The organism is Winogradskyella helgolandensis, assembly GCF_013404085.1.
Taxonomy (GTDB): Bacteria; Bacteroidota; Bacteroidia; order Flavobacteriales; family Flavobacteriaceae; genus Winogradskyella; species Winogradskyella helgolandensis.
The window spans coordinates 640,776-662,954 of the sequence record NZ_JABFHO010000001.1; the positions used below are offsets into that span (position 1 = coordinate 640,776).

Genomic DNA, 22,179 nt, shown 5'->3' on the forward strand with positions numbered 1-22,179 from the left:
GTTATGAATAAAACGATTAAATCTTTAAACTTAATTTTAATCCTAATAGCATCATTTGCTGTTACATCTTGTGTACAAGATGACGATTACACAATTCCTAATAGCTTAGGAGATGAAGAAAATTATGCACTTCAAGAATTATTAGATACTGCAACAGAAGTTTCATTTGATTATGCTAAAGCATTATATAACTCTGATCCTAATGAGGATGGAGATACTGATGACGCGATTCCATATTTAATAGAAAATGATGTTTATATTAAAGGATATATTTCATCAAGTGATAGAACAGGAAATTTCTACAAAGAATTATACATTCAAAATAGTTCAGAAAATCCAACTAGTGCTATGAAAGTTATATTAGATCAAGTATCTAATTACAATCAATTTAATAAAGGTAGAGAAGTTTACATTAAACTAACCGATCTTTATATTGGTGAAGAACGTACAGGTAGTGGAGTTTACACTATTGGTGGTGAACCAGAATTTGACCAATATGGCGGTACGGTTACATCATTAAACTTTAATCAAATTGCAGAAAACATTTTACGATCAGGAACTACTGAAGAAATTGTACCTTTAAATTTAACGTTTGCTGAAATCACTGACCAACACGTTGGTATGTTTGTTCAAGTTGATAATATTGAATTTGCAGATAACTTAAATGGATTACAATATTTTGACCCAATTGAAGTTTATGACACTGCTAGAACATTACAATCTTGTTCTGGTTTCGGTTATGATACTTTTATATTAGAGACTAGTTCTTTTGCCGATTTTAAAGCTAAAGATCTTCCAACAGGAAACGGTTCTATAAAAGCTGTAGTAAGCAAAACATTTGACGCTACTAGCTATGTTTTAGCATTAAACTCTGTTGACGATGTAGATATGGAAGGACCTAGATGTTCTTTATTAGACTTAGACGATTTTGCTACACTTTTTGAAGAAGACTTTGAAGGTATGTCTACAGGATCTGCAATATCAAGTAACGGATGGACATCTTATGCTCAAGTAGGCACATACAATTGGAGAGCTTTAACAACAACGGACACAGGAAACCCTGGACCAGGAAACACTATTGCTTCTATGGGTGCTTATGGTTCTAGTACAGATGAAAACATCGCTTGGTTAATTAGCCCAGCTATTGATTTAGATGCACAAGGTATAGAGTTTTTAAACTTCCAATCATCAAATAGTTTTTCTGATGATAGTGAATTAGAAGTATTAATATCTACAGATTGGGATGGTACTACTGCTAATGTTGCTTCTGCTACATGGACAACAATTCCTGCAATAATAGCTGGTGATGATGAATTTTACCAAGATTGGTTCGATTCTGGATTAATCAACTTAAGTTCTTATTCTGGTTCTGCTGGTTACATCGCCTTTAAATATATTGGTGGTTACCCATCTAGTGGAGATATCGATGGAACATATGAAATAGATAACTTTAAAATTTTAGGTGAAAACTAGAAATTCATAATTTTTTATAGAAACCTGCTGATTTTATAATTAGCAGGTTTTGTTTTTTTAATACTATTTATATGGCATCTCTTCCTGACACTAATTATATTTTCATATTCAATCATTATAAGAAAGCTTATGGCAAAAAAAGTATCAATATAGCATTATTATATGTTTGCTTTTTAGAGTTCTCTTTTGTCCTAGCAATGGGTGCCTTTCTAAAAGCATTCGCAAGCCAAATGAAAATATCTTTAATGACTAATACCAAGTTTTGGATCTTATTAGGGCTAATTGCGCTCTTTATAATCTTTAAAAATTGGATGCGCTATAATGGAAAGAAAAGAAACATACTTAACGTAAAATCCAAACGTCGCAATACATCTATATACTTGTTATGGCTTTTACCAATAGGATGCGTTGCAATAGCTTTAATTCTACTTCAAGTCCAATAAAAAAACGCCATCCTTCCGGATAGCGTTTTTAAATAGTATGTATTTCTACTGAATTTACTCAGCTTTATCTTCTTTACTACAACATTCTTTTTTACAGTCTGCTTTACAAGCTACTTTTTCAGCTTCTGTTTTGTTAGCACAACAGGCTTTTTTACAATCTGCATTACACACTTTCTTCTCAGATCCAAAATCATCAACGGCATGCATATCTTTAACCTTATAAGTATCTGAAACCTTACCAACAGCTTCTTCTAAAGATTGTGGTGTAACTTTTGCCTCATCATATTCTACCATAGCTAAACGCTTATCAAAATCAACTTTAGCGGATTTCACACCTTCCATTTTAGCCATTTTCTTCTCGATTGTTTTAGCACAACCCATGGCACATGTCATTCCATCGATACCAAACTCTACTTTAGCATAAGTTGCATTTGGATCTAATGTTGTAGTCACGTCTTTTTTAGTAACTTCTACATCTACAGTTTTAACTTCTGGCTGTGATTCATTTTTACATGAGGTAAAAACCAAAGCCATAATTGCCACCATACTAATTGTTTTTAATGTCTTCATTAGTTCAGGATATTAATAATTTTGGTTAAATCTAATGAATATTGATGTTTCTAACGAGACAATTAACGAATTTTGTGATTCCTTTTTAAGATTATTATATAAAATCTTCACGATCTCCTAAACCGAATTCTAAACTAAAATGATAAGCATAAAAAAACCGAAGCTTTCACTTCGGTTTTCATATTTATGTATTTAATTCTGATTAGTTAAAGTCAGCATCTGTAACACCTTCATTGATTTTAACTTCTGTAGTTTCAAAAGATAAAACTTGAGGTCCAGTTGCAATTTTCATAGTGTTAGGTAACATTACACCACCAACTTCCTTGTAATTAGAAAAATCAGTAGTTGTAGTTAATGTTTGTCCACCCATTTCAGCAGTTTCTTCAGTTCTTAACAAGTACCCAGTTTCAGTATCGTAATATCTGTATGACGTTACATCTCCATTTGTTACATTTACTTTATAAACGTCAGCACCTTCAATTGTCATGATGCTTTCTAACTCTAAGCTAGAAACCTCCATATGCAATTCTGGGAACAATCCTTTTTCAGCTTTCTTAGCAGCTAGCATTTTGTCATCCATCACCGATTTTTGACCCTGTTGAACCATATAGCCAGTCTCTCCATTAAAACTTTGTTGCATTACAGCACCCATGCCTTCAACTACAATCTCCATATAAGATTTGTTTGGTGCCATTTGCTTAATAGTTGCTTTAGGCTTAAATGGTGCTCCTTGAATAGTTACATCAGAATTAACTAAAAGTGTATTAATCTTGCTTAAATTATCTTCACCACCAATGGCCTTAATATAATTTTTTACAACTGCATCAGCAGTTAAACCTGCTGGTAATGGCTTAGTGAATACTGGCTTTTCAACTGAGTTTGCGTAAGCATCGTAATACATAATAGGAATTCCTGTTTTTTCAAGATTTTCTAAAACATCACTTCCTTTACCTACAACAAGTATTCTCGCATTTTCTGGCTTAAAATACTTATTAGCAACTCTCATAATATCTTCAGTAGACACATCATTTATTTTCTGTAAATACGTAGCATAGAAATCTTTCGGTAAATCGTTCAATTTTATATTCAGTGCATAATTTGCAACCGTTTGAGGACTTTCTAATCCCATTATAAAATTACCAACATACTTTGCTTTTGCATCTGCTAGTAATTGAGCATCTACAGGTTCTGTTTTAATACGGTTAATTTCTTTTAAAGCTTCTACTACAGCACTATCTGTAACCATAGCTCTTACTTTAGCAGTTGCCGTAAAACGACCAGCTCCATATCTATTAGCTCTTAAGCTAGAGTATGCACCATAAGTATACCCATGTTCTTCACGAAGGTTTTTAAATAAATAACCTTCTCCACCACCACCTAAAATATTGTTTGTGATTAAAGCCGCATGATAGTCTTCATCATTCATCTTTAAATCAACATTATTCATAATGGTAATGCTAGATTGTGATGCACTTGGTAAATCCACAAAATTAATTTGCGTGTATTGTGCATTAGGATTTACTTTAGGAAGTGTTGTTGTTATATCAACAGATTTTTCCCATTTAGAAAAACGCTTTTCTATTTGCTTTTTAACAGCTTTAAATTCAACATCACCTATAACTACTAAATACGCATGATTAGGATTAAAATATTTCTCATAAAACGCTAAGGCATCACCAAATGACACATTGTTAATAGTCTCTTCAGTAGTAAACTCACCATAAGGATGTTTAGTTCCGTATGCTAAAGCATCACCTACACGACCACTAATAGCATCTATACTTTTTTCGCCTTGTTTTAGGTTTTCAATAAGCTTCGTTTTTTCTTTTTCAAACTCTTCTTCAGTTAATAAAGGATTGATAGCAGCATCTGCCATTAACTCTAAAATACGATCAGAATATTTAGATAAAGAACTTGCATAGCCTCCACTAAATCCAAAACTTAAACGTGCTCCTAAAAAGTCTATCTCTTCATTAAAGTCATCTTTAGAAATAGAAGTTGTTCCATTTCCTAGCATACTACCGAGTAAACTTTCTAAACCAGCTTTATCACCAGAAGCAATAGGGTTATTATCTAAACGTAAAGAGTAAGACACTCTTGGCAATTTATGATTTTCAACAACCAATACTTTTAAACCATTCTTTAATTCAAATTCACTTGGAGTTTTTAAACTAATTTCTGGCTCAGGACCAGCTTTTGGTTGTTTTGATCTATCTATTTGAGCATTAACACCTAATGCTATAAAAAACAATAAGGCAAATGCAGTTAATTTTGTTTTCATTATATAAGTCGTTTTCATCTTATTGATCATCTTTTTTTGGTAAATATTCTATTTCAACACGCTGATTTTTACTTAAATATTTTTTAGCTACAGCTTGAATTTCTTCTCTTGTAATTGATCTGTATATATCAATTTCTTTATTGATTAAATTCACATCTCCTTTTAACAAATAATTTGTCGCTAAAGATTCTGCGATACCCACAATACTAGCATTAGCGTTTACAAATTGATTCTCAAATTGATTAATTAATTTTTGATAATCGCGTTCTGCAATTAATTCATCTTGCATTTTAACAATCTCTTCATCAATTTCTTCTAAAATGGTATCTAAAGAAGTTTCACCTGAAGGGATAGCGAAAATTGTAAATATATTATAATCCATTTGTGGAATATTTACAGCTTGTAATTGCAATGCTTGTTTTTGCTCATCAACAATTTTCTTGTATAAAACTGAACTTTTACCTCCACTTAAATACGTTGAAATCATATCTAAAACATAAGAATCTCTACTCGCAAAACCTGGAGTTCTATACGTTGCTAAAATGGCAGGAATTTGAATATTTTCGTCAAAAGCTTGCGCTTTTATAGTTTCCGTAATAGGTTCTTCTTTTGGGAAGTTTCTTACCACCTCTGGTCTACTCTTCACTTCACTGAAATAAGCAGCAACCAATTTTTTAGTTTTAGCCATATCAATATCTCCAGCAATAACTAAAACGGCATTATTTGGACCATAATATTTATCAAAATAAGCATTAAACTCTTCTAAAGTAGCAGCATCTAAATGCTCCATGTACCCAATATTTGGATCTTTATAAGGGTGAACTTTAAAAAGGTTTGTACCTAAAGCTTCAAACAACCCACCATAAGGTGAACCAGAACGCTGACGCTTTTCTTCTTTAACAACTTCGTTTTGAGTATCCACACCAACTTGGTCAATAACTGGGTGTAACATACGCTCAGATTCTAACCATAAAGCCAACTCTAATTTATTAGAAGGGAATACTTCAAAATAATACGTTCTATCTTGAGACGTATTAGCATTAAATGTACCTCCATTTGCTGGTATAATTTTCATGAATTCTCCACGACCAATATTTTCTGACCCTTCAAATAATAAATGCTCAAAAAAGTGTGCAAATCCTGTACGCTCTCTATCTCCATCTTTTCCACCAACATTATACATTACAGATGTAGAAACAACTGGTGCAGTATTATCTTGATGTAGAATTACGTGTAATCCATTGTCTAAATCAAACTCTTCGAATTCTACTTGTTGTGCTGTTGACATATATCCAACCGACAACAAAAGAGCTAGAGTAAATAAGCCTTTTTTCATTATTAAATGTGTTTTAAATTTAAATTGTTTAACTGTTTGTCATTACTAAATGCAAATTGTTACAAAATAGCCCAACAAAAATAAACAATGATTTCTCCTTTTAACATAATAAAGTGTGAAAATTCCCCTATATCTAGCTATCAATCTTAACCAACTTCCCTAAACTATCAATTATTTGAAGCAAAAACAGGTCTAAAACCCTTAAAACACTTGCCTATTAATAATTTAGACGTATATTTGCATCCGCTTTCTGAGAAGAAAGCATTTTAATTAACAAACAAATTAATAAAAACGTTACGCTATGTACGCAATTGTAGAGATAGCAGGGCATCAATTTAAAGTTGAAAAAGACCAAAGAGTTTTTGTTAACCGTTTAGCAACAGAAGAAGGCGAAAAAGTAGATTTCGACAACGTTCTTTTGATTGGTGATGGTAGCAATATTACTTTAGGCGCCCCAGCTATAGACGGAGCACTAGTAGGTGCAAAAGTCTTAAGACACCTTAAAGGTGACAAAGTAATCGTCTTCAAAAAGAAAAGACGTAAAGGTTACCGTGTAAAAAACGGACACAGACAATCTTTAACTGAAATCGTAATTGAAGGTATTACTGCTTCTGGAGCTAAAAAAGCTGCTCCAAAGAAAGAAGTTAAAAAAGCTGAACCAAAAGTAGAAGCAAAAGCTGCTCCTAAAAAAGCAACTGGAAAAGCTGACGATTTAAAGAAAATCGAAGGTGCTGGACCTAAAGCTGCTGAAGCATTAGTTGCTGCTGGTTTTGAAACTTTTGAAAAAGTGGCAAATGCAAAGCCAGAAGAATTAAGCAATGTGCTTAGTGAAGCTAGCTCAAGATTATCACACATCGTTACTGATACTTGGCCAAAGCAAGCTAAATTAGCTGCAGACGGTAAGTGGGACGAGTTAAAAGAATTACAAGACAGATTAGACGGTGGAATTGAAAAGTAATTTTCAATTGCATTAATATTAACAAAATAAAACCTTAAGATCATGGCTCATAAAAAAGGAGTTGGTAGTTCGAAGAATGGTAGAGAATCAGAATCAAAACGTTTAGGCGTTAAGATATTTGGTGGACAAGCTGCTATTGCTGGAAACATTATCATAAGACAACGTGGAAACACGCACCATCCAGGTGAAAACGTTTACCAAGGAAAAGATCATACTTTACATGCTAAAGTTGACGGCCTAGTAAAATTTACTAAGAAAAAAGACAATAAGTCTTACGTTTCTATTGAAGCTTTCGAAGCTTAAGAAATAAATTTCTTATCAAATTACGAAAACCCTTTCTATTTATAGAGAGGGTTTTTTATTTTTTGTCATCCTGAGCAATGCGAAGAATCTCATAGTTACATAATATTATATATTGAATAAAGATGCTTCACTTCGCTCAGAATGACATCCTATTATATAATCTCCATCTTTTTTAGCAGGAAACTCGCATTCATGTTTTGACAAACCCCTTGTTTTAATTTATAATCGAAAAAGAGTTCATCATTTATGATCTCGGCATCGAAGTAATAGTTTTTTACAGCTTCTAACTCGGTTTCAATTTCTGTGAGGCTTAAATCGTGCGTTGCTATGATTCCCGTGGCATGTTGTTTAACTAATTTCTCAACAAACTTACGTGAGCCAATGGCTTTATCTGTACTGTTAGTGCCTTTTAGAATTTCATCTAATATGACGAAATAGTTTTTATCGTTTTCAATCGTATCAACTACAAACTTTAATCGTGTGAGCTCACTAAAGAAGTACGAACTATCATCTGTTAAGGAGTCGGTTGTTCGCATACTTGTTATCAACTTAATAGGCTTGTATTTGCTTTGTTTTGCACAAATAGGCAGTCCAACATTAGCCATAACAATATGAAGTGCTACCGTTCTTAAAAAGGTGCTTTTCCCTGCCATGTTCGCTCCAGTAACGATGAAGAATTGTTCTTCTTCAAGTTTTAAATCGCTATCTACACGTTTTTCAGGATTTAGTAACGGATGCCCTAAACCTTCTGCTAAAATTGTAACAGGTTCTTCGGTTAAAATTGGATACGTAAAATCCTGATGATTAAAAGCATAATTTCCGAAACTATTAAAGGCATCAAAAAACGTAACGACTTCAAACCAATCGTCCACCTTATCTGCATATTGCGTAATCCATTGTTCTACATTGTAACTACTTCTAATATCAATAAGAAAATAACCATTTCCGAAAATCGCAGATATAAGATTGTTTCTATTGTCTAGTGCATCCAAGGTTTTAGAGAATTTTGCAAATATTTCTGAAGCCTTTAGACCTTCTGATTGAATCAATTTTTGCTTAGATTTTAATAATTCTGAAGTGAATTCTTTGGTTTCAATAGCATTAAGTAACAAAGCATATTGCCTAAACGTATCTTTGGCGCGTCCTGTATTTTGGGCAAGAATATTAATATTCTTCAAAAACATACTTGTAATTCCCAATCCTAACAACAACCAATAACCAATTATAGAAACCGGAATAATTTCAGCAATCCCTAACACAATAATAACTAAAGACGCCATACTAAAACTTATAGATATCCAATATTGTGTTTTACTTAAAAAGGGTTGATAATCCTTTAACCATGTAATAATAGAAGTCGCAGAATGTTCTATTTCTACACCTTGAGCAACAGCTGCATAGTTTTGTCTCCATTCTGGTAATGCTGCTAATTCTTGTATGGCTTGTTGTCGTTCTTCAATATTCGTAATATCGTTTGACAATAAGTTTTCGGTTAACTTTTGAGTTCCTTCATTAATAGCTGTTCTATTTATAAATTGAAAGAAAGAGCCTTTTCCAAATAAATCGATATCCAAACTAAAAAAATGCTTTGGATTTTGAAATTCTTCACCATCTAATCGCTCATGAAAATCGCCTTTTTCAATTTTTAATTCGTCTTCATTAATGGCAATCAGTCGTTTGTGTAAGTTTCTTTTCGATTTTAAATCTGTATATCTCGAAAGCAGAAAAAGAAAAGATGCCATACCAACAACTCCAATTCCTACGGCAATTTGCCAATTTTGATACGTAAAGTAAATGCCTATTCCTGTTAAAACAAAAACTGAAAGTCTAAGTATACTATATAAACTAAGTTGTTTGAAAATTCGTTTAGAAGCAACTTGATTAGCCTCTAAATGTTCTTTATAAAATGAATTTGGGTTTTGCATGATGCTAAATTAAAAACGAAATATAAGAAAAGTAAAAATCCCAAGATAAGATTTTACCTTGGGATTCGATATATGAGATTTCTGCTTTCGCAGGAATTTATTAACCTTTTAAAGTCGCGGATAAATACTCACGATTCATACGTGCAATATTTTCTAAAGAAATACCTTTAGGACATTCTACTTCACAAGCTCCAGTATTGGTACAGTTACCAAAACCTTCTAAGTCCATTTGCGCTACCATATTTTGAACACGGTCTGCCGCTTCCACTTGTCCTTGTGGTAATAAAGCATATTGTGATACTTTAGCACCAACAAACAACATGGCTGAAGAGTTTTTACAACTCGCTACACAAGCACCACAACCAATACAAGTTGCAGCATCCATAGCTTCATCTGCTGCATGCTTTGAAATAGGAATATTATTGGCATCTTGAGTATTACCAGACGTGTTTACAGAAATATAACCACCTGCTTGTTGAATACGCTCAAAAGCCATTCTATCGACTACTAAATCTTTTATTACAGGAAATGCTGCTGCTCTAAATGGCTCAATAGTAATAGTATCACCATCGTTAAACATACGCATGTGTAACTGACAGGTTGTAATTCCTCTATCTGGACCATGGGCTTCACCATTAATGTACATTGAGCACATTCCGCAAATTCCTTCACGACAATCATGATCAAATGCTACAGGCTCTTCACCAGAATTAACTAATTGTTCATTCAAAACATCCATCATTTCTAAGAAAGACATGTGTTCTGAAATCTCAGTTACTTTGTAATCGACCATTTGACCCTTAGCTTTTGAGTCTTTTTGTCTCCAAATTTTAAGTGTTAAATTCATATCGTCTTTCTTATTTGTATGAACGTTGTTTTAGTTCAATATCTTTAAATTCTAATTCTTCTTTGTGTAAAACCGCATCTGCTGGTTCACCTTTATATTCCCAAGCAGCTACAAATGCAAAGTCTTCATCGTTACGTTTTGCCTCACCTTTTTGAGGGCCATCTAACTCAGCAGACTCTTCTCTAAAGTGTCCACCACAAGATTCTTCACGCATTAACGCATCTTTTGCGAACAATTCTCCTAATTCTAAGAAATCGGCAACACGACCAGCTTTTTCAAGTTCTGGGTTCATTTCATCAGCCGTTCCTGGAATATAAATATCTTTCCAAAATTCTTCTCTGATGGCTTTAATTTCAGACATCGCTTCAGTTAAACCTTGAGCGTTTCTAGACATCCCGACCTTATCCCACATCACTTTCCCTAACTTCTTATGGAAATAATCTACAGATTTTGTTCCTTTATTATTCATAAAGAAATTGATTCTATCGGTCACCTCTTTTTCAGCGTCATCAAATTCTTTTGAATCCGTTGGAATTTTCCCGGTACGAATATCAGCAGATAAATAATCACCGATAGTATAAGGTAATACGAAATAGCCATCAGCTAAACCTTGCATTAAGGCTGAAGCCCCAAGTCTGTTAGCACCGTGATCAGAGAAATTAGCTTCCCCAATACAGTAACAACCTGGAATAGTTGTCATTAAGTTATAATCTACCCAAACACCTCCCATGGTGTAATGCACCGCTGGATAAATCATCATTGGTGTTTCGTATGGATTCTGATCAATGATCTTCTCATACATTTGGAATAAGTTTCCGTATTTAGCTTCTACAATAGCCTGACCAAGTTCTTTGATTTTTGCCGGACTAGGATTTTCTATATTATGAATCTTAGCTTGTTCTTTCCCGTAGCGCTCAAAAGCCGAAGCAAAATCTAAATAAACCGCTTCACCAGTGGCATTCACACCATAACCAGCATCACAACGTTCTTTTGCTGCTCTAGATGCTACATCACGCGGAACTAAGTTACCAAATGCAGGATAACGTCTTTCTAAGTAATAATCGCGTTCATCTTCTGACAAATCAGTTGGTTTTTTACGACCTTCTCTAATTGCCAATACATCTTCCATGTTTTTAGGTACCCAAATACGACCATCATTACGTAATGATTCTGACATCAACGTCAGTTTCGATTGGTAATCTCCCGAACGTGGAATACATGTTGGGTGAATTTGTGTATAACATGGATTCGCGAAATACGCTCCTTTTTTATGAATTTTCCAAGCTGCAGTTGCGTTAGAGCCCATAGCGTTTGTTGATAAGAAATATACATTTCCATAGCCACCAGAACCAACAACAACAGCATGTGCTGAATGTCTTTCTATTTCACCTGTAACTAAATTACGAGCAATAATACCTCTTGCCTTTCCGTCTACGACAACAACGTCTAGCATTTCATGACGGTTAAACATTTCAATTTTACCACGAGCAATTTGTCTATTCATAGCTGAATACGCTCCCAATAATAATTGTTGACCTGTTTGACCTTTAGCGTAGAATGTTCTAGATACTAAAACTCCACCAAAAGAACGGTTATCTAATAAGCCTCCATAATCACGTGCAAAAGGAACACCTTGTGCCACACATTGGTCAATAATATTAGCAGAAACCTCAGCCAAACGATATACGTTAGCTTCACGCGAACGGTAATCACCACCTTTTACGGTATCGTAAAATAATCGGTATGTAGAATCACCATCACCTTGGTAATTTTTTGCTGCGTTAATTCCACCTTGAGCCGCGATTGAATGCGCTCTACGAGGTGAATCTTGGTAAGCAAATGCTTTTACATTATAGCCTAACTCAGCTAAAGTTGCTGCAGCAGAACCACCTGCAAGTCCTGTTCCAACAACAATAACATCGATATGACGTTTGTTGGCAGGATTTACTAAATCGATGTGGTTTTTATAATCTGTCCATTTATCTTTAATTGGACCCTTTGGTACTCTTGAATCTAAAGCCATATTAGATATGTTTTTTAGTGATTAAGGTGATGAAATAATGCAATAAATATAAATCCTAATGGAATTAAAATTGCGTAAGCCTTTCCGAATCCCTGTAATCCTTTTGTGTATTTGTTGTTTGCGCCTGTAGACTGAAATGCGGAGTCAAAACCATGTAATAAGTGAAGTGCTAAAAACACAAAACCTACAATGTAAAGTGCAACTCTCCAAAGCGGAACAAATTTTTCTTGCAATTCATGAAAATATCTAAACTCACCATTGTGCATTCCAGACATATCACCAACAATATATTTTGTATTAATCTCTGGAATCCAGAAATCGATAAAGTGAATGATTAAAAAAGCAAGGATAAAACCTCCACTCCAAATCATGTTTCTGCTCATCCAAGTCGAATTGGCAGCACCATTATTTTTCACATATTTAACACCATTTGCTTTGTTGTTTTTGATTTCCAAGACAAAACCCATTACAAAGTGAAAAATAACACCAATAATTAAAATAGGTTGAATCACATATTGAATTACCCAAAATGTCCCCATAAAGTGCGATATCTCATTAAAAGTATCAGGACTTATTACAGAAAATAGGTTAATTACAAAATGTTGTAGTACAAAAATCATAAGGAAGAATGCCGAAAGTGCCATGGCAAACTTTCTTCCTATCGACGAATTTAGAATTCCGCTCATTGTAGATCTAATTTTATTTAGTCTAACAAAGATACAGCGCAATTAACATTTTCCCAACTACGATGAATGATTATTAATTTATTTAGAATGAATTTAATTAGCTCAAAAACTATTAACCTTTAACTTAGCCTAATCTATAACAATTTACACTTATAAACAATTATTTATAAATTACAGACTTACATTATGAAACAGATCGTGTTCAATTAAAGCATAGCCATTATTTCGGCAATCACTATGATCAATACTAAAGAAATTGGATAAACTGCAGCATAAGCAATTTGTGGCGCATCAGATTCGGTCATTGCATCTGCAACACTCAAACCTGGTGTGGATGTCATTCCACCTGTTAATGCTCCTATGACAGATAAAAAATTAATTTTCATTACGAAACGCCCAACAAGAACTGTAATAAGCATAGGTATTAATGTAATGAGCGCTCCAAAAAGTAACAAAATTGCACCATGTTCTTGAATTGCGAGCACCAAGCTTTGTCCTGCACTTAAGCCTACTGGTGTTAAAAATAACAGAAGTCCAAACTGACGTAGAATTTGATTGGCAGGACCTGGAAGATTCCAAATTATACCCCCTGCTTTTCCTTTCCAACTTAAAAATATAGACGTTAGAAGCACACCTCCTGTTAGACCTAATTTAAGATGAATACTACCTAAGGGAATAGAAATTGAGCCAATTAAAACACCTATTACAATTCCGAATGCTACAGGCAGAAAACTTGTTTCTCCAATTCTTTTTAAGCTGTCACCAAAAAGTTGTGTTACCGCAGGAACATTTCCTTTAGAAGAGGATACAAGAATTTTATCACCATATTTTATTTGAGTTGAAGGATGTGGTGCTAAGTCAATTCCCGCTCTCCTAATACGTGTTATAGTTGCAGAATAATTATCTAGAAGGTTAAGTTCCATAATTGATTTATTTACCACAGCATCATTACTAACCACATACCATTTTATTTCATAAGTTCCACTTCTAGGGATTTTCACATCAGTAACCTTACCTAATAGTATCTCAATTCTATCTAATGCATTTACAGTACCCACCGCTTTTATAATATCGCCTGTTTCCAAAACTGTATTACTTGTTGGAGACGTAGGTAATTGATTTGGCTTCATAATACGTGAAATATTAGCCTTAGTCATAAACCTAATCCTCAACTCTTTAATTGTTTTTCCGTTTACGTTTTCATTAGAAATAATCAAATTTTTATTAATTACAAGTGGAGTATTAGAACTTGATATTTCTTCAAATTCTTTTTCTTCCTTTTTAATATCTACCTTAAATAATGAGGGTCCCAACTTCACAAATAAAATAACTCCCAAAACTCCAAATGGATAAGCAATACCATAACCTATAGACGCTAAAGTAGAACGAGAAGCCTCAATAGATGCTGCTAAACCTGGTGTAGATGTCAATGCTCCAGTTAGCAAACCACTCATCATATTTATATCAACATCATAAATATAAGAAATAGATATCGCTGTGATTCCACCTGTAATTACTGTAATACTAGCAAGGGCAATTAATTTCACGCCTTGCTCTTTAAAAGAACTAAAAAACGAAGGTCCTGCTTGCATTCCTATAGTATAAATAAATAGCACCAAACCCACACTTTGTATTATGGGTGGAATACTAAAATCAATACGATATAAATTGTATAAATACCCAAAAAAAATAGCGACGAAAATAACCGCAGAAGTATCAAAACTAATTCCTTTTATTCGAATATTTCCAAGAGCAATTCCTAAACCAATGACAAGAAACAATACGAAATAGTCATGGGTAAGCAATTCTGAAAAAAATTCCATAAATTATAATCTTTTTAATTTAAGTCAACAAAAATATACTGTAATTCAATTGAATCACATGATTAATGTCACTTAAAATAGTACTAATATCAATTAAAATCAAATTCATAATCTCAAAACACCTATAAACATTGAACGAATACGTTATCGTATTTTTTTTAATTAGTTACACCAAAATACTAGAATTTATTGATTTTCTTATGTTCAAAAACTATTTCAAAAATGAGCTTTAATAAAATGTTAAAACCTAAAGATCCAAATCCTGTATTTTAAGTATTCGTTAAATAAAACCTTAGCTTTGTAATTCAATTAAAAATTAACACCCATGAAATACAATTTAATTAATTCCAATCTTTTCATAAAAAACAGAGAAAACTTCAAAAACAAAATGGTTAGCAACAGTTTAGCTGTTTTTAACTCTAATGATATTTACCCAATTGGTGCAGACAGCACTATGCCTTTTCAACAAGATAGGAATATATTTTATTTAAGTGGAGTGGATCAAGAAGAAAGTATTTTAGTGCTTTTTCCAGACTGCCCAAACCCAAAACATCGTGAGCTTTTATTTTTAACTGAAACCAATGAACATATTGCTATTTGGGAAGGTGAAAAACTAACCAAAGAAAAAGCTTTTGAAACCTCAGGTATTAAAACCGTGTATTGGCTGCAAGATTTCGACAAAATCATGAAAGAAATCATGTCGCAAGCAGATACTATCTATATAAACACAAACGAACATTATCGAGCCAACGTGGCAACTGAGACACGCGAGGCTCGTTTTAATAAAAAAATAAAAGCACAATTCCCTGCTCATAAAGTTGAAAAGAGCAATCCCATTTTACAACGTTTACGCTCTGTAAAAGATCCAATAGAATTAGATCTTATACAGCAAGCTTGTAACATTACTGAAAAAGGATTCAGACGCGTTTTAAAATTTACAAAACCCGGTGTTTGGGAATATAACTTGGAAGCCGAATTTATGCACGAATTCTTAAACAATCGCTCAAAAGGTTTTGCCTATACACCTATTGTCGGCTCCGGAAATAATGCCAACGTCTTACATTATATTGAAAACAACCAACAATGTAAAGCTGGCGATTTAATATTAATTGATGCTGGTGCAGAATATGCTAATTATGCTAGCGATATGACCCGTACAATTCCGGTTTCAGGGAAATTCAACAACAGACAAAAAGACGTTTATAACGCTGTAAATCGTGTAAAAAACGAAGCTACAAAAATGCTTGTTCCTGGTACATTATGGGAACAATACCATGTTGAAGTTGGAAAAATAATGACCTCGGAACTTTTAGGTTTAGGCTTATTAGACAAAGCAGATGTGCAAAACGAAAACAAAGATTGGCCAGCATATAAAAAATACTTTATGCATGGCACATCACATCATATGGGATTAGACACTCATGATTACGGAATTCTAACTGAACCGATGCTAGCCAATATGGTGTTTACTGTTGAGCCTGGAATTTACATTCCGGATGAAGGTTTTGGTATTCGTTTAGAAGATGATGTGGTAATTCAAAAAACGGGAGAACCTTTTAATTTAATGCGGGATATTCCTATTGAAATAGAAGAGATTGAGGATATTATGAATTCTTAATTTTAAAATTCTTTTAAATTTTAAAAACTTGTAAGCTCATCATGTAGCTTGCAAGTTTTTTGATTAATATTGACGCCTAAATCAAAAGGCATGAAATTGACAAAAGAGCGTCTTTACATAATACTATCATTTTTTTCAATTTATGTTATTTGGGGATCCACGTATCTGTTGAATAAAATTTTAGTTAGTCAATTAGCTCCATTATACGCTGCTTCTATTCGATTTATTACAGCAAGTATCTTGATTTTCACTATTGCAAAATTTTTAAAAATTCCATTGAAAATCACAAAGCCTCAAATACGAAATACAGCAATTGCTGGTTTTTTATTTTTAACCATAGGGAATGGCTTAGTCGTTTGGGCACTACAATTTGTCGATAGTGGTTTTGCCGCTCTAGAAATTTCGGCACAACCTTTAGTCGTCCTAATTCTATTGCGAATTTTTGAAGGCAAAAAAATTCAACCTATGTCTATTTTAGGTGTAATTATTGGATGTATTGGGATTTACTTATTAGTCAGTCAACGCGAAATGATTAGCCAAGAAGGCATGATAACTGGGATGATTATGATTTTTATTTGTATGCTGAGCTGGGCCTATTGTAGTCTCTTTGTTTCAAAAGCCGACCTACCTTCAAACTTTTTTGTTAATACAGGTTACCAAATGCTATTTGGAGGTGGTATGTTATTAATTGGCAGCCTTATTGTTAGAGAAGAACGACTCCCATTTTCTAGCTGGAATACTGAAATCATCAACTCCATGGGAATGCTTATCATTTTTGGAAGTATTGTGGCTTTCACGGCGTTTAATTACTTATTAAGCAAAGTATCTCCGGAAAAAGTAGCGACTTCAACATATGTTAATCCGATTGTAGCCTTACTCTTAGGATGGTATTTTTTAAAAGAGAATATTTCCTTACAGTCAATAATTGCAGCAGCTGTATTACTTACTGGAGTATATTTTATAAACACCAAAAAAGCACTTACAATTTTTAAGAGATTTAATAAAAACGTATAAGCAATAAGACCTACGGTATTGATGTTGCGCTTTGTTTAATTTTAAAAGTCCAGTTTTCACAACGTTTTACCCTTCAAAAACAAACAATCGTTCCAAAGCAACTTTAGGCGCCAAGTTCTCAGCATGCCAAGAAAATGTTGTTTTTGCTGGCTTTTCCCAAACACATTTAAAATCATCTGGAGCCTTATATTCACTGATAAACACTTGATGACCTGCTTTGCTTTTTTCCCTGCACCACTCCCAGAATTTCTCATGATTAAAACCATCGCGATACTTCGTCGTAGATTCATAAGGCGGATCGCAATAAATAATACTTTTTTCAGGAATGACTAATTCGGTATACGATTTACAAGATAAAATGATGCCTTCTAATTTTGGAACTTGCTTGGTAATATTTCGGTAATGTTCTCCCCAATAATCGCGTTTACCTTCCTTATCGCGTCTGTAACCAGCAAACCATTTTCCTCCAAAAGAATTAAAACCAACGTAACTTACTAAATGTTTTGGGTATTGGTCTTGATTGTACTTTATACGCTTATACTCTTCTTCACTTACAGATTGTGGAGGATCCCAATTCTCATGGATTAAGGCTTGCCACATAGCCATGAGTTCTTCATGCTGGTCATTGGCTGTTCTTAACCCATCGACCTTATCAATCATATTCATACCACCTGCAAAGGGTTCTAAGTAGGCTTGATTCTCTTTTCTATCTTTTAAAATTATTGGTAATAAATCTTTAGCAAAACGCGCCTTGCTTCCCATGTACTTCATATGCTCTTCTTCATTTTTAATTCTATACCAACCGAAATAATAAATACTAAAAACGCTGGTAAAACCCAACCTAAACTTTGGCTTGAAAACGGAATGTAATTAGTTATGGATCTTAAAGTTTCTGATGGACTTATAAACCCTATGACATCAGGAATACTAAATAAAATCGTGATAAATACAACGGTTCTAAAAACTAAAGGTGACGCCATTTTTTCTGGCAATACATTTAATAAAATTAGTATGATCGTAATTGGATAAATAAATAATAACACAGGAATAGCCACCACAATAATTGAATTAAAATCTAGCTGACCAATAGCAAAACCTAAAACACTCGCCAAAATAGCAGTAACAATATAAACCGTTTGCGAATTATTAAGCAACCCTTTAAAATAATCAGCCGTACCCGCTATAATACCAATGGCTGTCGTAAAGCAAGCTAATGAAATTAAAATACTTAAAACGGTGTTTCCAAAATCACCTAAAGCAGAAATACTAATATCACGTAATAAATTAGCCCGTTGCATATCACTACTGAGTTCTGCGTTAATATTAATTTCAGAACTATAATACGCACCAACAGAAATTAATCCTGCATAAATAACAAACAAGCTCAAACCTGCGATAAAACCCGACTTTCTAATTAGCGTCCGTTTGGAACTGTAGATTTCTACAGCCATATTTTTAAAATTCAACGATACAATGATTACCGCTCCAACTACAACGGCTCCAATAGCATCAAAGGTTTGATAACCTTCTAATACACCTTTTGAAAATGGAGTTTTAAATTGGGAACCCCCTGTATTAAATGCCGTTGAAAACAACCCTATTCCTATAACAGCCAATAACATTAATACAATAAATGGAGTTAAAAACTTACCAATGAGACCCAATATTTTTGAACGGTTGAGCACAAATAAGAGTACCAACGAAAAATAAATAGCACTCGTTAACGTAGATGAAGTTCCAAACGCTGGGAATATTGCAATTTCGTGGGTTGCAGCCGCAGTTCTTGGTGACGGAATAGCAACAGCAATAACATAAATAAGGATACAATAAGTTAAACTAAACGTCGACGATACCTTTTTGCCAAAATCAAATAATGTGCCTTGCAATCTGGCATGAGCAAGAATGCCAAGAATAGGGATGACGACCGCTGTAATCATAAAACCGATGGTGACCCAAAACCAATCGTCGCCCGCATTATAACCTAATAAAGGTGGAATTAACAAATTACCTGCTCCAAAAAACAAGGAAAACATTCCAAAACTAGTTATTAAAAGCTCTTTCCGTTGTATCGTCACCTAGTTGATTTTTTTGAGTTCTAAATCTCCAAAATTAAAACTGAAATCAGTAATTGGAGCAATATAATCCATGGTCGCTGAAATCGCTTCACCTTTTTCATTGAATGTAAATTTCACATATACATCAGCATCATAACTTCTGTCATTCCATTTCGCAACAAACGTTGTGGCATTTAGAGGTAACAATTCACCAAACAATCTAGAAGACCGGCTACTCTCTATGACATACCCATTTTTAGCATCATATGATATAATAACATCACCAAACCAATCATCTGTATATGTTCCAACAATGTACTCTGGTTTTGGTAACAACTTTAGTGTTTTCGCTTTTTCAACTTTTGAATACACTGCAGCTTTTATACTATCATTATATTTAATAAAATCTTCATTTCTTTTGCCGTATTGTTCTAACCAATTACGATTTTCATACCCTAAATACGCATCTTTAATGGTGTTGGTAATTGTGCTAAAAGCAGAACCGTTCATTTGATTGGTTAACACCACAATACCTAAATCTAAATCAGGAATCATAGTAAACTGCGTCACCGTTCCTAATAAACCTCCGGTATGATACACTTGCTTGCGCCCTCCTTTTACATCGGCAACAAACCATCCTAAACCATAGCCCTTAAAATTAGACGCATAAGAATCATCAGCGCTCACTTTCAAAGGAGTTTGCAATTGCCAAAGTTCGTGAAACTGCTCTTCGCTTAATAGGCGCTCACCATGTTCTGTAACAGCATCGTTCATTAAAAATTGAGCCCACGTTAACATATCTAGAACATTACTCACAATTCCTCCTGCCGGATTAGCCGTTTCACTCCAATCATGTGGAATTTGAATTACTTTTCCTTCAGCCATGGTATGCGCATCAATAATATTGGATTTATCCTTGACGCGATTATAAGACGCTTTACTACTCAGCATTCCAACAGGTTTCATAATCTTGGTTTCAATAAAGTCTTCCCAAGACAAACCGCTCACTCGTTTTAAAACTTCACCTGCGATTATAAACATATTGTTGTTATAGGCAAATTCACTTCTAAATGAACTTTCAGGTTCTAAATATTTTACATTATTAATAATGTCACTTACTGTAAAATCACTGCCTTCCGGAAAAAACATTAAATCCCCTGCTCCCAATCCCATTCCACTGCGATGTGTTACCAAATCTCTAACCGTAAATTCTTCAGTTACCCAAGCATCATATAATTGAAATTCCGGAATATGTTTACGCACTTTGTCATCCCAATTCAACTTACCTGCATCCACCATCATCGCTAAAGCAAAACACGTAAAACCTTTACTATTAGATGCTACTCCTACTAAAGTTTCAGCATTCATGTCTTTTTTATTCGTCAATGAACGCACACCATGCCCTTTTGAATACACGATTTTTCCACCCTTAAAAATACCCACAGAAATCCCAGGCACCTCAAAAATGGTTAAAGTTTCCTTTATTAAGTCATCTAGTTGTTGCTCTTCAATTTGAGCATTTAATAAGCAAGAAAATACAATTAGAAATGATATAAAAAGACGTTTTAAAACCATTAGATTTTTAATTTAGTTTGAAAGATTTCAAAGATACTAAAATGTTATAATGATTACTGAGTAGAAATGTTTTCAAAATATATCTTTGCAATTATGATTATAAACTACAAAAATAGTAGCGTTCATTACAAGCTTGAAGGCAAAGGAGATGCGATTGTATTACTTCACGGATTTCTTGAGAATGTTGATATGTGGCAAGATTTAGTTGCTAAGTTTTCACAGACAAATCAAGTTGTTTGTATTGACTTATTAGGGCATGGCAAAACGGACTGTATTGGTTATATCCACACCATGGAGGCAATGGCAGACGCTGTTTTAGCCGTTTTAGAACATCTAAATATTACAAAAGCACATATCGTTGGACATTCAATGGGCGGTTATGTCGCTTTAGCTTTAGCTGAAAATAAACCGGAATTGTTTAAAGGTCTATGCTTAATGAATTCCACATTTGAAGCCGATGATACTACTCGAAAATTAATTAGAACACGTGCTTCAGAAATGGCACAACAAAATTATGAGATTTTGATAAAGATGTCATTTGCCAATTTATTTGCTCCTGAAAGCAAGGATCGTTTTAAAAACGCCTACGAAAAAGCACTTCAAATAGCCTTAGAAACACCATTGCAAAGCTACATTGCCGCACAAGAAGGCATGAAACACAGACCTAACCGTTTTCAAATTTTCAAAAACCTAGAATGCAATAAACTAATTATAATTGGTAAAAAGGATAGTCTTATTGATAGTGAACAAATTATAGAGCAAATTAAAAATACAGACATTGATTTCATAGAGTTTTCGGAAGGACATATGAGCTATATTGAAAATAAATCAGATTTATCTTACAATATTTTACACTTTATCGAAAAATAAGTCGCTTAAACGTTTTGTTTGGTTTTATTTTCTAAGTTTACTGAAGAGATTAAAAAATAAATCGTAAACAACCACATTATGAAACCTAACAAACTCTACTGTGATTTATTTGGACATAATTATCAAATTACCAAAAAAGTTACCAACCATGTGAAGGAGTATACTTGTAAATGTTGTAAAAAACAATTGACAACAAACAGCAATGGTAGACTCACAGAATTAACAGCTAAGCATCAAGACATAAATACAGCTCTAGAGCGCCTCTATAACAATAAGTCGATGCGTTTGAAGCGAAAAACACTCACTTCGTCGATTTGTTAATTGTTAATAACTTTTAAGTAACTAATTTTCTTATCTTTAGAATCCCTATAAAAGTGATA

19 protein-coding genes are annotated in these 22,179 nt (G+C 33.7%); 8 read left to right on the top strand and 11 right to left on the bottom strand.

Features of this window, described 5'->3' with window-relative positions:
* The first annotated feature begins 3 nt into the window (after nucleotides 1-3).
* Both HM992_RS02535 and HM992_RS02540 read left to right on the top strand, forming a co-directional pair.
* The gene (locus HM992_RS02535; protein WP_178986568.1) at nucleotides 4-1,473 is read left to right on the top strand and encodes a DUF5689 domain-containing protein; all 1,470 of its coding nucleotides are present in this window, start codon (nucleotides 4-6) and stop codon (nucleotides 1,471-1,473) included.
* A gap of 71 nt (nucleotides 1,474-1,544) precedes the next feature.
* Entirely contained in the window at nucleotides 1,545-1,916 is a 372-nt protein-coding gene (locus tag HM992_RS02540) for a hypothetical protein (RefSeq protein ID WP_179318607.1), read from the top strand.
* A gap of 54 nt (nucleotides 1,917-1,970) precedes the next feature.
* Here the strand turns inward: HM992_RS02540 and HM992_RS02545 are convergent, their stop codons facing one another.
* From HM992_RS02545 to HM992_RS02555, 3 genes are all read right to left on the bottom strand, one after another.
* Entirely contained in the window at nucleotides 1,971-2,486 is a 516-nt protein-coding gene (locus HM992_RS02545) for a cation transporter (protein ID WP_179318608.1), read from the bottom strand.
* Nucleotides 2,487-2,688: 202 nt separating this feature from the next.
* Nucleotides 2,689-4,767: an insulinase family protein gene (locus HM992_RS02550; protein WP_179318609.1), complete on the bottom strand. Its 2,079-nt coding sequence runs from the start codon at nucleotides 4,765-4,767 to the stop codon at nucleotides 2,689-2,691.
* Nucleotides 4,768-4,786: 19 nt separating this feature from the next.
* Complete coding sequence (locus HM992_RS02555; protein ID WP_178986564.1) at nucleotides 4,787-6,103, bottom strand: M16 family metallopeptidase; 1,317 nt, start codon at nucleotides 6,101-6,103, stop codon at nucleotides 4,787-4,789.
* A 301-nt stretch (nucleotides 6,104-6,404) separates the two neighbouring features.
* On the opposite strand from HM992_RS02555, the gene rplU reads away from it, so the two are divergent.
* Nucleotides 6,405-7,061 carry a 50S ribosomal protein L21 gene (gene rplU / locus HM992_RS02560; RefSeq protein WP_178986563.1) on the top strand — a complete coding sequence of 219 codons (657 nt, stop codon included), beginning with the start codon at nucleotides 6,405-6,407 and terminating at the stop codon, nucleotides 7,059-7,061.
* Nucleotides 7,062-7,103: 42 nt separating this feature from the next.
* Nucleotides 7,104-7,364, top strand: a complete 261-nt coding sequence (rpmA, locus tag HM992_RS02565; RefSeq protein WP_074936881.1) for a 50S ribosomal protein L27 — start codon at nucleotides 7,104-7,106, stop codon at nucleotides 7,362-7,364.
* Nucleotides 7,365-7,516: 152 nt separating this feature from the next.
* Here rpmA and HM992_RS02570 read toward each other — a convergent pair whose 3' ends face one another.
* The 5 genes from HM992_RS02570 to HM992_RS02590 form a co-directional block, all read right to left on the bottom strand.
* A complete protein-coding gene (locus HM992_RS02570; protein ID WP_179318610.1) occupies nucleotides 7,517-9,289 on the bottom strand; it encodes a MutS-related protein in 1,773 nt (590 codons plus the stop codon).
* A gap of 100 nt (nucleotides 9,290-9,389) precedes the next feature.
* Entirely contained in the window at nucleotides 9,390-10,136 is a 747-nt protein-coding gene (locus tag HM992_RS02575; protein WP_179318611.1) for a succinate dehydrogenase/fumarate reductase iron-sulfur subunit, read from the bottom strand.
* Nucleotides 10,137-10,146: 10 nt separating this feature from the next.
* Nucleotides 10,147-12,159, bottom strand: a complete 2,013-nt coding sequence (locus HM992_RS02580; protein WP_178986560.1) for a fumarate reductase/succinate dehydrogenase flavoprotein subunit — start codon at nucleotides 12,157-12,159, stop codon at nucleotides 10,147-10,149.
* Nucleotides 12,160-12,173: 14 nt separating this feature from the next.
* Nucleotides 12,174-12,845 (bottom strand): succinate dehydrogenase cytochrome b subunit, encoded by a 672-nt coding sequence (locus HM992_RS02585; RefSeq protein ID WP_179318612.1) that lies wholly within the window; start codon nucleotides 12,843-12,845, stop codon nucleotides 12,174-12,176.
* 206 nt (nucleotides 12,846-13,051) lie between these two features.
* Nucleotides 13,052-14,668: an aspartate:alanine exchanger family transporter gene (locus HM992_RS02590; protein ID WP_179318613.1), complete on the bottom strand. Its 1,617-nt coding sequence runs from the start codon at nucleotides 14,666-14,668 to the stop codon at nucleotides 13,052-13,054.
* 325 nt (nucleotides 14,669-14,993) lie between these two features.
* On the opposite strand from HM992_RS02590, the gene HM992_RS02595 reads away from it, so the two are divergent.
* Nucleotides 14,994-16,286, top strand: a complete 1,293-nt coding sequence (locus HM992_RS02595) for an aminopeptidase P family protein (protein ID WP_179318614.1) — start codon at nucleotides 14,994-14,996, stop codon at nucleotides 16,284-16,286.
* A gap of 90 nt (nucleotides 16,287-16,376) precedes the next feature.
* The gene (locus HM992_RS02600) at nucleotides 16,377-17,300 is read left to right on the top strand and encodes an EamA family transporter (RefSeq protein ID WP_178986556.1); all 924 of its coding nucleotides are present in this window, start codon (nucleotides 16,377-16,379) and stop codon (nucleotides 17,298-17,300) included.
* A gap of 66 nt (nucleotides 17,301-17,366) precedes the next feature.
* Here HM992_RS02600 and HM992_RS02605 read toward each other — a convergent pair whose 3' ends face one another.
* Genes HM992_RS02605 through HM992_RS02615 form a run of 3 tightly spaced genes read right to left on the bottom strand, consistent with a single transcriptional unit; the run spans nucleotide 17,367 to nucleotide 20,929 of the window.
* Nucleotides 17,367-18,071: a DNA adenine methylase gene (locus HM992_RS02605; RefSeq protein ID WP_179318615.1), complete on the bottom strand. Its 705-nt coding sequence runs from the start codon at nucleotides 18,069-18,071 to the stop codon at nucleotides 17,367-17,369.
* Entirely contained in the window at nucleotides 18,068-19,375 is a 1,308-nt protein-coding gene (locus HM992_RS02610) for a branched-chain amino acid transport system II carrier protein (protein ID WP_179318616.1), read from the bottom strand. Before HM992_RS02610 ends, HM992_RS02605 begins: the two co-directional genes overlap by 4 nt.
* The gene (locus HM992_RS02615; RefSeq protein ID WP_179318617.1) at nucleotides 19,376-20,929 is read right to left on the bottom strand and encodes a serine hydrolase; all 1,554 of its coding nucleotides are present in this window, start codon (nucleotides 20,927-20,929) and stop codon (nucleotides 19,376-19,378) included. It lies immediately after the preceding gene.
* Nucleotides 20,930-21,022: 93 nt separating this feature from the next.
* On the opposite strand from HM992_RS02615, the gene HM992_RS02620 reads away from it, so the two are divergent.
* Both HM992_RS02620 and HM992_RS02625 read left to right on the top strand, forming a co-directional pair.
* The gene (locus HM992_RS02620) at nucleotides 21,023-21,799 is read left to right on the top strand and encodes an alpha/beta fold hydrolase (RefSeq protein WP_179318618.1); all 777 of its coding nucleotides are present in this window, start codon (nucleotides 21,023-21,025) and stop codon (nucleotides 21,797-21,799) included.
* Between the two features lie 78 nt (nucleotides 21,800-21,877).
* Complete coding sequence (locus tag HM992_RS02625; RefSeq protein WP_178986551.1) at nucleotides 21,878-22,120, top strand: hypothetical protein; 243 nt, start codon at nucleotides 21,878-21,880, stop codon at nucleotides 22,118-22,120.
* Nucleotides 22,121-22,179: the final 59 nt, after the last annotated feature.

Coding starts and splice junctions, on each gene's coding strand:
- HM992_RS02570 (WP_179318610.1), bottom strand. CDS start 9,289: ATGCAAAACCCAAATTCATTTTATAAAGAACATTTAGAGGCTAATCAA.
- HM992_RS02555 (WP_178986564.1), bottom strand. CDS start 6,103: ATGAAAAAAGGCTTATTTACTCTAGCTCTTTTGTTGTCGGTTGGATAT.
- HM992_RS02625 (WP_178986551.1), top strand. CDS start 21,878: ATGAAACCTAACAAACTCTACTGTGATTTATTTGGACATAATTATCAA.
- HM992_RS02580 (WP_178986560.1), bottom strand. CDS start 12,159: ATGGCTTTAGATTCAAGAGTACCAAAGGGTCCAATTAAAGATAAATGG.
- rpmA (WP_074936881.1), top strand. CDS start 7,104: ATGGCTCATAAAAAAGGAGTTGGTAGTTCGAAGAATGGTAGAGAATCA.
- HM992_RS02550 (WP_179318609.1), bottom strand. CDS start 4,767: ATGAAAACAAAATTAACTGCATTTGCCTTATTGTTTTTTATAGCATTA.
- HM992_RS02620 (WP_179318618.1), top strand. CDS start 21,023: ATGATTATAAACTACAAAAATAGTAGCGTTCATTACAAGCTTGAAGGC.
- HM992_RS02575 (WP_179318611.1), bottom strand. CDS start 10,136: ATGAATTTAACACTTAAAATTTGGAGACAAAAAGACTCAAAAGCTAAG.
- HM992_RS02585 (WP_179318612.1), bottom strand. CDS start 12,845: ATGAGCGGAATTCTAAATTCGTCGATAGGAAGAAAGTTTGCCATGGCA.
- HM992_RS02600 (WP_178986556.1), top strand. CDS start 16,377: ATGAAATTGACAAAAGAGCGTCTTTACATAATACTATCATTTTTTTCA.
- HM992_RS02545 (WP_179318608.1), bottom strand. CDS start 2,486: ATGAAGACATTAAAAACAATTAGTATGGTGGCAATTATGGCTTTGGTT.
- HM992_RS02540 (WP_179318607.1), top strand. CDS start 1,545: ATGGCATCTCTTCCTGACACTAATTATATTTTCATATTCAATCATTAT.
- rplU (WP_178986563.1), top strand. CDS start 6,405: ATGTACGCAATTGTAGAGATAGCAGGGCATCAATTTAAAGTTGAAAAA.
- HM992_RS02615 (WP_179318617.1), bottom strand. CDS start 20,929: ATGGTTTTAAAACGTCTTTTTATATCATTTCTAATTGTATTTTCTTGC.
- HM992_RS02535 (WP_178986568.1), top strand. CDS start 4: ATGAATAAAACGATTAAATCTTTAAACTTAATTTTAATCCTAATAGCA.
- HM992_RS02590 (WP_179318613.1), bottom strand. CDS start 14,668: ATGGAATTTTTTTCAGAATTGCTTACCCATGACTATTTCGTATTGTTT.
- HM992_RS02605 (WP_179318615.1), bottom strand. CDS start 18,071: ATGAAGTACATGGGAAGCAAGGCGCGTTTTGCTAAAGATTTATTACCA.
- HM992_RS02595 (WP_179318614.1), top strand. CDS start 14,994: ATGAAATACAATTTAATTAATTCCAATCTTTTCATAAAAAACAGAGAA.